This window comes from Tissierella sp., from assembly GCF_052089545.1.
GTDB lineage: Bacteria > Bacillota > Clostridia > Tissierellales > Tissierellaceae > Tissierella_A.
In genome coordinates this window covers 1-13,895 of the sequence record NZ_JBQDAA010000046.1, presented here as the reverse complement: position 1 = coordinate 13,895, position 13,895 = coordinate 1, and the positions used below count along the sequence as shown (strand labels likewise).

The window sequence follows — 13,895 nt, the reverse complement described above, 5'->3', positions numbered from 1 at the left end:
TGTCCTAGTTTTTTTAATAATTAAAAGGATGAGTTTACTTTTATTTTTAATATAAAGTGTTATAATTAAAAACGAGTACTTACAATACTATAGAAAGAAGGAATATTTATGGCAAATTGTAACACATGTCCAACTAAGGATGATTGTTCTACTAGTCAAGAAAAATGTACTATAGAGAACAATCCTTTAAATAAAATAGGCAAAATAATAGGAGTTATGAGTGGTAAGGGTGGAGTTGGAAAATCTACTGTAAGCGTATTACTTGCTGAAAGCTTAAATAAGATGGGCTATAAAGTAGGTATCATGGATTCAGATATCACAGGACCAAGTGTACCAAGACTTTTAGGAATTCAAGATGGAAAAGTATTAAGTGATGGTAAAAACTTACACCCAGCCCAAACAAAAGATGGAATAAAGGTAATTTCATTTAATCTTATGACAAAAAATGAAAATGATCCAGTGGTATGGAGAGGCCCGATAGTTTCTTCAGCCGTAAAACAATTTTGGACTGATGTAGCATGGGGAGAGCTAGACTATCTTATAATAGATATGCCGCCAGGAACGGGAGATGTTGCTTTAACGGTAATGGATTCAATTCCAATAAATGGTATAGTTATGGTGTCTATTCCTCAAGATATGGTTTCTATGATAGTTGCAAAGGCAGTTAATATGGCTAATAAGATGAATATTGATCTACTTGGTCTGGTAGAAAATATGAGCTATATAAAATGTCCAAACTGTGATGAAAAAATAAGAATATACGATGAAATAGATACTGAAAAGTATTTAGAAGAAATGAATTTGAACCTTTTAGGTGAACTTCCTATGACTAAAAGTATAGGAAACTTATCAAATAGAGGTTATGATGAGAATTCTAAAGATATAGATAAAGATTTTAAAGTTATAGTAGAAAATGTTTTAAAATCTTTAAAATAATAATAAATTTTTAGTTTAATATATATTTTTTAAGACACATTTTAAATTTAAAATGTGTCTTAATTTTTGCAGAAGTATTTAAATATATCAAAAAAAAGATAAATATGATAAACTTATATTGTGCAATATAGAAGATAATATAATTTATTTTAAATGGAGGAATAGTTGTGGATTTAAAATCAAAAATTAGAGTAATAGAGGACTTTCCTATACAAGGAATTAGTTTTAAAGATATTACAACTCTTATGAAAGATAAAGTAGCTTTTAAAGCTTCAGTAGATATGATTATAAATAACTTAAAAGAAAAGGATATAGACCATATAGTAGGACCTGAAGCTAGAGGTTTTTTATTTGGGGCTGCAGCTGCATATGGCCTAGGTGTTGGGTTTATTCCAATTAGAAAGCCAGGAAAACTTCCATCTGAAACGTCAATAATCGAATATGACTTAGAATATGGTACAAATTCCTTGGAAATACATAAAGATGCAATTGAAAAAGGTGATAAAATAGCCATAGTAGACGACTTACTTGCTACTGGAGGGACTATGATTGCGGCTGCAGACCTTATAGAAAGGCTTGGTGGCGAGGTTGTAGCTATGGAGTTTTTAATAGAACTTGAATCTTTAAAGGGTAGAGAACGACTAGAAAAATATTATATTAATTCTTTAGTAAAATATTACAAATAAAAAATAAATTTATTTATAATATATAAAAGGAGTGTATAGGATGGAGGTATCCCAAATTCAAGAAGAAAATCTACATATTCTTCATATAGATATGGATGCTTTTTATGCTTCAGTAGAAGAAAAGGACAATCCAAGTTTAAAGGGTAAGCCTTTAATAGTAGGAGGAAATAGCAGACATGGAATAGTTACTACTGCAAATTATGAAGCTAGGAAATACGGAGTACATTCTGCAATGCCTATATTTATGGCAAAACAAATGTGCCCCAAAGGAATTTTTGTACCTACTAGGATGAATAGATATAGGGAAATATCAAAAGAAGTTTTTAATATACTTAATAGCTTTACAGATATTTTAGAACCTGTATCTGTAGACGAAGCTTATTTAGATATATCTACTAGTGGTGAAAAAAATATAGAAACTTGTTTTGAAATTAAAAAAGAAGTTTTAGAAAATACTGGACTTACACTCTCCATGGGTTTATCTTTTAATAAGTTTTTAGCAAAACTTGCATCTGATTGGAATAAACCAGATGGTATAAAACTTATAACACCTAATATGGTACCAGAAATACTTTTACCCTTATCTATAAAAAAAATACATGGAATAGGAAGAAAAACTGCTAAAAAATTAAATGATATAGGAGTTTATTTAGTAGAAGATTTATTAGAATTATCAGAAGAATTCCTTGTTGAACTTCTTGGGAAACATGGAACAGAAATTTACCTTAGAATAAGAGGTGTAGATAATAGAAAACTTGAAATCGATAGAGAGAGAAAATCGCTAGGAACAGAGACTACATTTGAAATATCTACTAGGGATAAGAATGTTTTAAAAGAGTATATATATAAATTTTCATTAGAAATAGAAAAAGATTTAACAAGAAAAAGAATACAAGGTAGAACTATTACTTTAAAAATAAAGGATGAGGATTTTAAATCAAAGACTAGAAGCAGAACATTAGAATATGATATAAATAGCTCGGATGATATATATAAGATTTCAAGTATGCTATTAGATGAGCTGAAAGTAAGTAAAAAGATTAGATTGATTGGAGTATCTATGTCAAATCTTTCATCTTTAGATAAAGTTCAATTATCATTTTTAAATTGATCCAAGATTTTAAAATATAAATTACAATAGATAAATTTAAAACTATAGCTTAAAACAGCTAATAGTTTATTTATCTATTTTGTTTTAAATGTAGGTAAAAAATATGATATTAAAGTTTAAGAAATATTGACTTTAAAAAACAAATATGATATAAAATAATTATTAGCAACCTAGGATTGCGAGTGCTAAAAAGGTTAAGGGAGAGATTATTATGGAAAAAAGAGAATTTAAAGCAGAGTCTAAAAGGCTATTAGATTTGATGATTAACTCAATCTATACTAATAAGGAAATATTTTTAAGAGAACTTATATCTAATGCAAGTGATGCTATAGATAAATATTATTATAAAGCTCTTACTGATAAGAATATAAATTTCGATAAAGATGATTTTTATATTAAAATATCTATAGACAAAGAAAATAGAGAACTTACTGTAAAAGATACTGGTATTGGAATGACTAAAGAAGAGCTAGAGGATAATCTAGGGGTAATTGCAAAGAGTGGTTCCTTAAACTTTAAAAATGAAAATAAAATATCTAAAGAAGAATTATCTAAAGATATAGATATTATAGGACAATTTGGTGTTGGTTTTTATTCAGCTTTTATGGTTGCAGATACTTTAAAAGTAAAAAGTAAAGCTTTTGGAGAAAAAAAATCAAATCTTTGGATATCTAGTGGTGTAGAAGGTTATAATATAGAAGAAACATCTAAAGAGGATGTAGGAACTGAAATAATCCTTAAAATAAAGGAAAATACTGAAGATGAAAATTATGATGAATTTTTAGAGGAGTCTAGGATAAAAGAGCTTATAAAAAGCTATTCCGACTTTATAAGATATCCTATAAAAATGATAGTTACTAAGCAAAGACAAAAAGAAGATTCTGAAGACTATGAAGAGTATAAGGAATTAGAAACAATAAATAGCATGGTCCCTATTTGGAGAAAAAATAAAAATGAACTGACTGAAGAAGATTATGAAAGATTTTACAAGGAAAAACATTTTGGAGTAGATAAACCTCTTAAAACTATTCATTTTAATGTTGATGGTATGATTAGCTATAGATCTATACTTTATATTCCTTCAAATATGCCTTATGATTTTTACACTAAAGAGTATGAAAAAGGCTTAGAACTATATTCAAGTGGTGTTTTAATAATGGAAAAATGTGCAGAGTTACTACCAGACTACTTTAGTTTTGTTAAAGGTGTAGTAGACTCAGAAGATCTTTCATTAAATATATCTCGTGAAATACTACAAAACGATAGACAGCTAAAACTTATGGCTAAAAAAATTGAAGAAAAGATAAAAGATGAGTTATTATCTCTTCTTAAGAATGAAAGGGAAAAATATAAAGAATTTTTTAAGAGTTTTGGTAAGGGCATTAAATTTGGAGTATATAATAATTTTGGTATGCATAAAGAAATGTTACAAGATCTATTAATGTTCTATTCATCTAAAGAAAAAAACTTAGTTACCTTAGATGAATATGTTGATAGAATGAAAGATGATCAAAAGTATATATATTATGCAAGTGGAGACTCTATAGATAGACTAGATAAACTGCCTCAATCTGAGATAGTAAAAGAAAAAGATTATGAAATACTTTATTTAACAGAAGATGTAGATGAATTTGCTATCAAAATCTTAATGAATTACAAAGAAAAAGAATTTAAATCAGTGTCTAGTGAAGATTTAGGAATAGAAATGGATGAGGATTTAAAGAAAGATGAAGAAAAAATGGATGAGGAAAATAATGAATTATTTCTTTCTATGAAAGAAGTATTAGGCGATAAGATAAATGAAGTAAAATCATCAAAACGTCTTAAGAACTATCCAGTTTGTCTGTCAAGTGAAGGCGAAATTTCTATTGAGATGGAAAAAATACTAAGTAATATGGGAGAAGAAAATTCTGGAGTTAAGGCTTCAAAGGCTTTAGAGATAAATATAAATCATGAAATATTTGATACTCTTAAAGAAGTATTTGATAAAGATAAAGAAAAGTTTAATCTTTATACTAAACTTTTATATGATCAGGCCCTACTAATAGAAGGACTTCCTATTGAAGACCCTATTGAATTTAGTAAAAACATATCAAAACTTATGTAATTTTGAAATATTTACTTGAATAAAGTTAGCTAAAGTCATATAATAAATTTGTAAACTAATATTTTCATATGGAGGGAAAAAAATGAAAGCAATAGTAGATAGAGAAGCGTGTATAGGTTGTGGTCTTTGTGCAACTATATGTCCAGAAGTTTTTGAAATGGACGATGAAGATATAGCAGTAGTAATTGCTGATCCGGTTCCATCTGATGTAGAAGATAGTGCACAAGAAGCAGAAGAATCTTGCCCAACAGATGCAATTAGCATAGAAGAATAATACTTAAAATATAGACAGTCCCTTTTTCGAGACTGTCTATATTTATATAGTAAAATTATAGAGTAGTTATTGAAAAGACTGAAAGTTTATATATAAATAGAAAATAAGACAATCATTAATGATTGTCTTATTTTTTGCACTTTTATTTATCTTATATCATATTAAAGAAATCTAAAATATTAGGGGAAAAAAGAATTAACATTGAAAGAATAGCCATGATCCAAAAGAATATTTTAGTTTTCTTACTAGAGTTTCTTTTTTCGATTATACTATATGCCCAATATATGAGTATACCTGTTAAAATAACAAATAAAGGCTTATATTTAGCCATACCAGCAAAATAAGCAGATCCTAAGGCCCCTAAACCTAGGGGTGCAAGTAACAATCCACCCGTTCAACATAGGGCCGCAAATATAGACGTAAAGACAGATAATGCGCCTAATACCTTTTCTTTCATATAAAAACCTCCTAAGGGATTTATTATACTATATAGATATATATATTCAAGATAAAAAAGTTGACAATAAAGGCAAATATAATATAATGGAGAGACGACCGACCAGTCAGTCGGGAAATTAATTGTAATTTGGAGGAGTAAAATGTTATCGAAATTTAGTGTGAAGAAACCATATACAATAGTGGTAGCAGTAATTATAGTACTTATACTAGGTACAATATCATTTGTCAATTTACAGACAGATCTATTACCTAGCTTAGATTTACCTTTTTTAGTTATAAATACTTCTTATCCTGGGGCAAGTCCAGAAGAGGTAGAAATGGTCGTTACAAGACCTATTGAACAAATAGTTGCTAGGGCTAATAATATAAAAGATATAAATTCAATAAGCAGCGAAAATTCTTCAACTGTAATTATGGAGTTTGATAATGATGTAAATATGGATTCTGCAATAATAGAGATAAATGGTAATTTAGATCTTATAAAAGGAGCTTGGGATGATGCGGTAGGTTCTCCCATGATTATAAGATTAAATCCAGATATGTTACCTATTATGGTAAGTTCAGTAGATGTTTCCAATATGGATATATCTGAAATATCTACACTTGTAAAGGAAGATATAATTCCCGAACTTGAAAGCGTAAGTGGAGTTGCTGCAGTAGATGGAACAGGACTTATAGAAGAGAATATAGATGTTGTATTAAATGAAAACAAGATAGAAAAACTAAATAAAAACATATTAAATAAATTAGATAAAGAACTATCGGATGTAGGGAATGATTTAAACTCTGCAAAAAGAGAAATAGAAAATGGTAAAAGTAAGCTTGAGTCTGAAGAAAATAAACAACTTAATAAATTGGAAACTGCTGAAGATGGTATAAAAGAAGGTAAAAATCAATTAAATGAAGGAAAGGCTCAGATAGATGAAGGAATACGAGAACTAAAAAATAAAAGAGCTGAACTTCTTGCTTCCAAAAAAGAGATAGAAAAAAAAGAAAAAGAACTTTTAAATATAAAAAATTCTTTTGGAGATGTTGAAAATGTTGAAAGTGTTGAAGGTATTGAAGATATCGAGGGTATAAATGAAATCTTAAATCCAGAACAAACTAGTAAATTAGAGGATACTTTAAAAGGTTTAGTAGAGATGCAAAAAGGTAAAGAAGAGATAGAAAATGGCTTAATAGTTATAGATGAAAATATAAAAGAGTTAGAAGAAAAAAGAAGAGGAATTACAAATCAAGCTGTTGATTTAAATTTTAAAGAACAGGATATAGCTACAGGAAAAGTAGTTTTATCGAAAGAGATGGATAAGGCTAAAGATGAACTTGAAACAGGGGAAAGAGAATTAGATAAAAATATAAAAGAGTTTGAAGAAAAAAGAGAAGAAGCATTTAAAGGAGCATCTTTAGAAGGTGTAATAGATAAAGATATGGTATCAGGAATACTTATGGCTCAAAACTTTTCTATGCCCGCAGGATATCTCGGTGAGTCAGGAAAACTAGTAAAAGTAGGAGATAAGCTAGAATCGATAGATGAGATAAAAGACTTATTATTATTTGATACAGGAGAAGATGCAGTCGGAAAAGTGTTTTTAAATGATGTAGGAGATGTTAAATTTAAAGATAATTCGGATGAAATATATGCTAAAGTAAATGGAAATAATGCTGTAATATTAAATTTTCAAAAGCAAAGCAATTATTCTACTTCAGAAGTATCTAATAACCTAAAGGATAAAATGAATGAAATAACTGACAAAAATGAAAGTTTATCTTTCTCAAATCTTATGGATCAAGGTGTTTATATAGATATTGTAGTAAAATCTGTTTTACAAAATATTGTCTATGGTGGAATATTAGCAATACTTATATTGATGCTATTTTTAAGAGATATAAAACCTACTTTTATAATAGCGGTATCGATTCCTATAAGTGTAGTTTTTGCAATAGCTATGATGTATTTTACAGGAGTTACAATCAATATAATTTCACTTGCAGGTCTGGCCCTTGGGGTAGGTATGCTTGTAGATAACTCAATAGTAGTAATTGAAAATATATATAGATTAAAAAGTGAAGGAATGTCAAGTATTGAAGCTTCTATGACAGGGGCAAGAGAAGTTTCAGGGGCTATTATGGCATCAACACTTACAACAGCGTGTGTGTTTTTACCAATAGTCTTTACTAAGGGGATATCAAGACAACTTTTTGCCGACATGGGTCTTACTATAGCATATTCATTATTTGCAAGTTTAATAGTTGCCCTAACTCTTGTTCCAACCATGTCATCAACTATGCTTAAGGATACTAAAGAAAAAAAGAAAAATATATTTGATAGATTTACAAATAGCTATACTAAAGTTTTGGAAGGTGCATTAAATCATAAAGCTCTCATAATGTTAGGGGTTTCCTTGCTTTTAGTGATAAGTGGATATTTAGCATACAACATAGGAACATCTTTTATTCCTTCAATGGAATCACCACAAATGGATGCAAGTCTTACTATGCCAAAGGATAGCACTTTTGAGGAAACTGTAGATATGACCAATAAAGTTATAGAAAAGCTTATTGATATAGATGGTGTTGAAACAATAGGAGCATTCCAAAATGGAGCCATAGATGGAGGGCTTGGAGCTGGTAGCCCAGATAATCTTAATATAAGTCTTTATATATTACTTGATGAAGATCAAAAAATAGATAATACTAAAATATCTAAAGATATTGAAAGGGAAACAAAAGACTTAGATGTAGATATTGTTGTAAATTCATCCAATATGGATATGACAGCTCTTGGAGGAAGTGGAATAGAAGTAGTTGTAAAGGGACGAGAGCTTGATAGTTTAAAGGAAATATCTGAAGATGTAGAGTCTATATTAGATAAAACTGATGGTATTGAAAATATAGAACGAGGTAGTGGAGAAGGTACTGAAGAGATTAGAATAAAAGTAAACAAAGAAAAAGCGATGGAAAAAGGATTTACCACGGCGGAAATATTTTCAGAAATTAATAATATATTGGAAGAAGGAAAACAAGCTACAGAACTAACAGTAAACAATAAAGATTTTCCAGTAATAGTTATTGAAGATAAGAGTTTGTTACTGAACAAAGATTCCTTATTAAAACTTCAAATAGAAAATAAAGATGAGGAAGTAATAAAATTGGAAGATATAGTTCAAATAGACGAACAAAAGGGAGTAGCATCTATAAATAGAAAACTCCAACAAAGAAATATATCAGTACATGGAGATTTAAAAGAAGATTATAATATAGGTTTAGTAAGTAGAGATCTAGAAAAAGGTTTAGATAACTACAATGTCCCAGAAGGTTATAGTGTTAATATAACAGGTGAAAATGAAATGATAAATGATTCACTAAGAGATATAAGTTTAATGCTTCTATTGAGTATAGTATTTATATATCTAATCATGGTTGCAGAATTTCAATCACTCTTATCACCTTTTATAGTTATGTTCACTATACCACTTGCATTTACAGGAGGATTTTTAGCACTGTGGGCAACGGGAAATGATATAAGTTTAATAGCCATGTTAGGGTTTTTAGTCTTATCTGGTATAGTTGTAAATAATGGTATAGTTTTTGTTGACTATACTAATCAATTAAGACAAAGAGGTATGAAAAAGAAAGAAGCACTCATATTTGCAGGAAGAACGAGATTAAGACCTATTTTTATGACTGCGATAACAACTATATTAGGACTTTCAACATTGTCAATAGGTGTAGGGGCAGGTTCAGAGATGCTTCAACCATTAGCAATAGTAGCCATAGGTGGTTTGATATATTCAACGATATTAACACTTATTGTAGTACCAGTTATGTATGATTTATTAAATAAGAAAGAACTTTCTACTAGAGGTGAACTAAAAGATGAATAAAAAGAAATATTCAGATAAAGAAATTACAATCTTTGATGGTGTTATAAATTTAATAAAAGAAGGAAACAACCTTTACACTATAAAGGTAGCGGATATTGCTAAAATATCTGATGTAGGAAAGGGAACTATATATGACTATTTTGAATCTAAAGAACAAGCTATATCAAAAGCTTTAATGTATTATATGGACAAGGAAATGGAAATTTCTTATAATAGAATAATGGGAAAAGAAAGTTTTAGAGATAAATATTATGAAATACTTTTTATAATAAAAGATAGTTATAGAAGTAATATGTTTATAATAAATACAATTTTATCTTCTGCTGGATTTAAAGATTTTTATAAACATTTAGCAGATGAAGGATGCAATACAAGTTATTTTTTCGAAGACATAAATAACACCATAAAGCATCTATTGGAAATAGGTAAAAAAGATGGTATAGTAAAAACAGATGAAGAAGATTATTATCTTTTAATGGCAGTTAGAGGTGCCATATCTACATTTTCTCATTATATTGGGAAAAAAGAACACTACAGAAGTATCGACATAGAAGAGGCTATGGATACGTCTTACAAGATATTATTAAAATCACTTAAATAAAAGGGAGATTAGCATGAAGGAGAAAAAAGGACCAAAAAGAAAATTAATATATTACTATATTGTAGTACTTTTAGTTGTACTTGTTATAAATACATTTATAATGCCAGCTATTTCAAGATCTAAAATAAAAGAAGTAACATATAGTGAGTTTTTAACTATGTTAGAAAATAGTGAAGTTAAAAGTGTAGAAATAGGAGATAGGGAAATAACTATAGAATCAAATAAAAAAGATGACAAAAATGTTTATACTACAGATAGAATGGAAGATGCAGATTTAATTCAAAGACTTGATGAAGGAAATGTTGAAAGTTATGACAGAGAACGTCCTAAAGAATTTTCACCATTTGTAAATTTTTTATTAAGTTTTCTATTCCCAGTCTTATTACTTTGGGGATTAGGATTATTATTTTTTAGAAGTATGCAAAAAAAGATGGGTGGAGGAAATGCAATGAGTTTTGGCAAAAGCAATGCTAAAATTTATGTTGCAGCAGAAGGTGGAAAAACTTTTAAAGATGTAGCAGGTCAAGATGAGGCAAAAGAAGCCTTGACTGAGATAGTTGATTTTCTCCATCATCCTGGGAGATACAAACAAATAGGAGCCCAGCTTCCAAAAGGAGCACTTCTTGTAGGGCCACCTGGTACAGGTAAAACTCTTCTTGCAAGAGCAGTAGCGGGTGAAGCTGATGTACCTTTCTTTTCTATATCAGGATCAGAATTTATAGAAATGTTTGTAGGTATGGGTGCAGCTAAAATAAGAGATCTATTTAAACAAGCTCAAGAAAAGGCCCCTTGTATAGTATTTATAGATGAAATAGATACTATAGGTAAAAAAAGAGACTCAGGGGGAATATCTGGCAACGATGAAAGAGAGCAAACATTAAACCAACTTTTAGCTGAAATGGATGGATTTGATGGAAATGAAGGTGTAGTTATACTTGCTGCTACAAATAGACCGGATTCACTTGATAAGGCTCTTTTAAGACCTGGAAGATTTGATAGAAGAATACCTGTAGAACTTCCAGATATTGCAGGAAGAGAAGCAGTACTTGAAGTGCATTCTAAAGATGTAAAAATAGATCCAGATGTAGATTTTAATGCTATAGCTAGAGCAACAGCCGGAGGGTCAGGAGCAGATTTAGCAAATATTATAAATGAAGCAGCATTAAGAGCTGTAAAACATAGAAGGGATGAAATAATTCAAGAAGATTTAGAAGAGTCAGTAGAAGTGATACTAGCTGGATATCAAAGAAAATCTGCTGTAATATCACCAAAGGAAAAAAGAATTATTGCATATCATGAGGTAGGTCACGCATTAGTTGCTGCAAAGCAAACGGATTCAGATCCTGTTCATAAAATCACTATAATTCCTAGAACATCAGGTGCACTTGGATATACTATGCAAGTAGCTGAAGATGAAAGTGTACTGATGAGTAAGGAAGAACTGTTTAATAAGATAGTTACTCTTACTGGTGGAAGAGCTGCTGAGGACATTGTTTTTGGAAGTGTAACATCTGGAGCTTCAAATGATATTGAACAAGCCACAAAAATAGCTAGAAGTATGGTTACAAGATTTGGTATGAGCGAACACTTTGGAATGATGGCGCTTGAAACAGTATCAAACAAATATTTGGGAGGAGATGCTTCTCTTACTTGTTCTGAAGAAACATCTTTCAAAGTGGATAAAGAAGTTTTAAAAATAATAGATTTAGCATATGCAAAATCTAAAGAGATATTAAATGAAAATAGAGAAAAACTAATGGAAATATCTAACTATTTACTTGAAATGGAAACAATAACAGGTGAAAAATTTATGGAATTATTAAAAGCTGAAAGAATATAAGAATTTTAAATTAGAGAGCATAGGATGAGAAACTATTTATGAAAAGATTTTATAAAGAATTTATAGTGCTCTACTATGATCGTAATAAATTGGGGAATATTAAATAATAAACTATTAAGGAGAAATAAAATGGAATATGTAAAGCTAGATATAAAGAAGCAAAAGAAAATAGCTCTTGTTGCACATGATAATATGAAAAAAAGGTTATTAAAATGGATAAAAGCAAATAAGGATATTTTAAAACAACATGTTCTTTATGGGACAGGTACTACAGCGGGGCTTATAGAAGACCATATAGGCTTAAAAGTAGAAGCTTTTAAATCTGGACCCATGGGTGGAGATCAACAGCTAGGTGCAAAGATAAGTGAGGGAGATATTGATCTTATGATTTTTTTCTGGGATCCATTAGAAGCTCAACCCCATGATCCTGATGTAAAGGCATTACTCAGGATAGCGGTTCTTTACGACATACCCGTGGCAAATAATCAAGCAACGGCAGACTTTATATTGACTTCTCCTTTTATGAATAAAGAGTATAAAAGACATATAATAGATCAAAACAATTTAATGAATGAAAGAAAAGAATATTTTCTTAATATATAGTAAGAAAATATTTACCTTAAAAAAATAAATTAGAAAAGTTTTTAAAATAGCTTGCATTATTTGAAGATAGATGGTATTCTAATAATAGAACTTTAATTCAGTAGTAAAAGAACGTAACACAAGAATTTCTGTAGTATCTTTTTTATTAACTATAGCAAGGGAATTTTGGTTTGTGGAGTTTTTACAGTGAATTAAAGAAATAAAATTTCGGAGGTATATTTAATAATGAATGGTACAGTAAAATGGTTTAACGCAGAAAAAGGTTACGGATTTATTACTACAGAAGAAGGTAATGATGTATTCGCACACTTTTCACAAATTCAAAAAGAAGGTTTCAAAACTTTAGAAGAAGGCCAAGAAGTTACATTTGACGTAGTTCAAGGACAAAAAGGTCTACAAGCTGAAAATATCGAAACTGTTTAATTGAAAATAATAACCTCTTTTAGATTTTATCTTTAAGAGGTTTTTTATTAATTTTTTTTATAAAAGGAGATAATAATGGTAGAAAATAAGATAGTAGCAAAAGTAAATGGTAAGGAAATTAGTCAACAAGATGTATTTAAGTTTTTAAATGAAATAGATCCTCAAGTTGCTAGTCAATTTAATACACCAGAAGGAATTCAAAAAGTAATAGAAGAACTTATAAATCAAGAACTAATATATTTAGATGCTAAAGAAAATAATGTAGATGAAGAAAAGGAATATATGCAACTATTAGAAGATAGTAAGGTAGCTTTACTTAAAAGTTATGCACTAAATAAACTAATAGCTGACATAAGTGTAAGTGAAGAAGAACTTGAAAAATATTATGAAGAGCACAAAGATTATTTTAAAAAGCCAGAGTCTAGAGTAGCAAGCCACATATTAGTTACAGATGAAGAAGAAGCAAACAAAATCTATAAAGAAATAGAAGAAGGTTTAAGCTTTGAGGATGCAGCTAAAAAGTACTCAACATGCCCTTCTAAAGAAAAAGGTGGAAATTTAGGAGAGTTTAGTAGGGGACAAATGGTTCCTGAATTTGAAAATGAAGCTTTTTCTATGGAAATAGGTGTGATTTCAAAACCTGTTAAAAGTCAATTCGGATATCACATTATAAGAGTTGAAGAAAAAATTGAAGAGCAGACAAGAAGTTTTGAAGAAGCAAAAGCAGAAATTCAACAACAACTTTTAAGACTTAAACAACAAGAGGAATATTTAGGTAAAATAGAAAAACTTGAAGAAAAATATAAAGTTGAAAAATTTGACTAAAGTTCATTTAAGTAAAATACGGTCTACAATTGTAGACCGTATTTTTTTATGTAGTAAATTAAATCAAATATTATGTTATAATATATATATCATATACTAGATTAAATTTAAGGAGAATATGTGAATATTTTTTCAATTAAGTGGTA

The 13,895-nt window shown here is 29.1% G+C and carries 12 protein-coding genes; 11 read left to right on the top strand and 1 reads right to left on the bottom strand.

Annotation, left to right across the window (positions count from 1 at the left end; genetic code table 11):
* Positions 1–108 precede the first annotated feature (108 nt).
* The 5 genes from ACTHW2_RS05255 to ACTHW2_RS05235 all read left to right on the top strand — a co-directional run bounded on the left by ACTHW2_RS05255 (position 109) and on the right by ACTHW2_RS05235 (position 5,114).
* Positions 109–936, top strand: a complete 828-nt coding sequence (locus tag ACTHW2_RS05255; RefSeq protein ID WP_442262880.1) for an Mrp/NBP35 family ATP-binding protein — start codon at positions 109–111, stop codon at positions 934–936.
* Positions 937–1,103: 167 nt separating this feature from the next.
* Complete coding sequence (locus tag ACTHW2_RS05250; RefSeq protein WP_442262879.1) at positions 1,104–1,622, top strand: adenine phosphoribosyltransferase; 519 nt, start codon at positions 1,104–1,106, stop codon at positions 1,620–1,622.
* 40 nt (positions 1,623–1,662) lie between these two features.
* The gene (locus ACTHW2_RS05245; protein WP_442262877.1) at positions 1,663–2,733 is read left to right on the top strand and encodes a DNA polymerase IV; all 1,071 of its coding nucleotides are present in this window, start codon (positions 1,663–1,665) and stop codon (positions 2,731–2,733) included.
* Positions 2,734–2,944: 211 nt separating this feature from the next.
* Positions 2,945–4,840 (top strand): molecular chaperone HtpG, encoded by a 1,896-nt coding sequence (htpG, locus tag ACTHW2_RS05240; RefSeq protein ID WP_442262875.1) that lies wholly within the window; start codon positions 2,945–2,947, stop codon positions 4,838–4,840.
* Between the two features lie 82 nt (positions 4,841–4,922).
* Positions 4,923–5,114 carry a ferredoxin gene (locus ACTHW2_RS05235; RefSeq protein ID WP_442262873.1) on the top strand — a complete coding sequence of 64 codons (192 nt, stop codon included), beginning with the start codon at positions 4,923–4,925 and terminating at the stop codon, positions 5,112–5,114.
* Positions 5,115–5,265: 151 nt separating this feature from the next.
* Here the strand turns inward: ACTHW2_RS05235 and ACTHW2_RS05230 are convergent, their stop codons facing one another.
* Entirely contained in the window at positions 5,266–5,499 is a 234-nt protein-coding gene (locus tag ACTHW2_RS05230) for a hypothetical protein (protein WP_442262872.1), read from the bottom strand.
* 214 nt (positions 5,500–5,713) lie between these two features.
* On the opposite strand from ACTHW2_RS05230, the gene ACTHW2_RS05225 reads away from it, so the two are divergent.
* From ACTHW2_RS05225 to ACTHW2_RS05200, 6 genes are all read left to right on the top strand, one after another.
* Positions 5,714–9,457 carry an efflux RND transporter permease subunit gene (locus tag ACTHW2_RS05225; protein WP_442262870.1) on the top strand — a complete coding sequence of 1,248 codons (3,744 nt, stop codon included), beginning with the start codon at positions 5,714–5,716 and terminating at the stop codon, positions 9,455–9,457.
* Positions 9,450–10,058: a TetR family transcriptional regulator gene (locus ACTHW2_RS05220; protein ID WP_442262868.1), complete on the top strand. Its 609-nt coding sequence runs from the start codon at positions 9,450–9,452 to the stop codon at positions 10,056–10,058. The genes ACTHW2_RS05225 and ACTHW2_RS05220 overlap by 8 nt, the downstream gene beginning before the upstream one ends.
* A gap of 13 nt (positions 10,059–10,071) precedes the next feature.
* Positions 10,072–11,898, top strand: coding sequence for an ATP-dependent zinc metalloprotease FtsH (gene ftsH / locus ACTHW2_RS05215; protein WP_442262866.1), 1,827 nt, complete (start codon positions 10,072–10,074; stop codon positions 11,896–11,898).
* Between the two features lie 129 nt (positions 11,899–12,027).
* Positions 12,028–12,501, top strand: coding sequence for a methylglyoxal synthase (locus ACTHW2_RS05210; protein ID WP_442262864.1), 474 nt, complete (start codon positions 12,028–12,030; stop codon positions 12,499–12,501).
* Positions 12,502–12,726: 225 nt separating this feature from the next.
* Entirely contained in the window at positions 12,727–12,924 is a 198-nt protein-coding gene (locus ACTHW2_RS05205; protein WP_442262863.1) for a cold-shock protein, read from the top strand.
* A 75-nt stretch (positions 12,925–12,999) separates the two neighbouring features.
* Positions 13,000–13,749: a peptidyl-prolyl cis-trans isomerase gene (locus ACTHW2_RS05200; RefSeq protein WP_442262861.1), complete on the top strand. Its 750-nt coding sequence runs from the start codon at positions 13,000–13,002 to the stop codon at positions 13,747–13,749.
* Positions 13,750–13,895: the final 146 nt, after the last annotated feature.

Excerpts from the sequence above, each read along its gene's own strand:
- ACTHW2_RS05255 (WP_442262880.1), top strand. The coding sequence starts at position 109 with ATGGCAAATTGTAACACATGTCCAACTAAGGATGATTGTTCTACTAGT.
- ACTHW2_RS05245 (WP_442262877.1), top strand. The coding sequence starts at position 1,663 with ATGGAGGTATCCCAAATTCAAGAAGAAAATCTACATATTCTTCATATA.
- htpG (WP_442262875.1), top strand. The coding sequence starts at position 2,945 with ATGGAAAAAAGAGAATTTAAAGCAGAGTCTAAAAGGCTATTAGATTTG.
- ACTHW2_RS05235 (WP_442262873.1), top strand. The coding sequence starts at position 4,923 with ATGAAAGCAATAGTAGATAGAGAAGCGTGTATAGGTTGTGGTCTTTGT.
- ACTHW2_RS05225 (WP_442262870.1), top strand. The coding sequence starts at position 5,714 with ATGTTATCGAAATTTAGTGTGAAGAAACCATATACAATAGTGGTAGCA.
- ACTHW2_RS05220 (WP_442262868.1), top strand. The coding sequence starts at position 9,450 with ATGAATAAAAAGAAATATTCAGATAAAGAAATTACAATCTTTGATGGT.
- ftsH (WP_442262866.1), top strand. The coding sequence starts at position 10,072 with ATGAAGGAGAAAAAAGGACCAAAAAGAAAATTAATATATTACTATATT.
- ACTHW2_RS05210 (WP_442262864.1), top strand. The coding sequence starts at position 12,028 with ATGGAATATGTAAAGCTAGATATAAAGAAGCAAAAGAAAATAGCTCTT.
- ACTHW2_RS05205 (WP_442262863.1), top strand. The coding sequence starts at position 12,727 with ATGAATGGTACAGTAAAATGGTTTAACGCAGAAAAAGGTTACGGATTT.
- ACTHW2_RS05200 (WP_442262861.1), top strand. The coding sequence starts at position 13,000 with ATGGTAGAAAATAAGATAGTAGCAAAAGTAAATGGTAAGGAAATTAGT.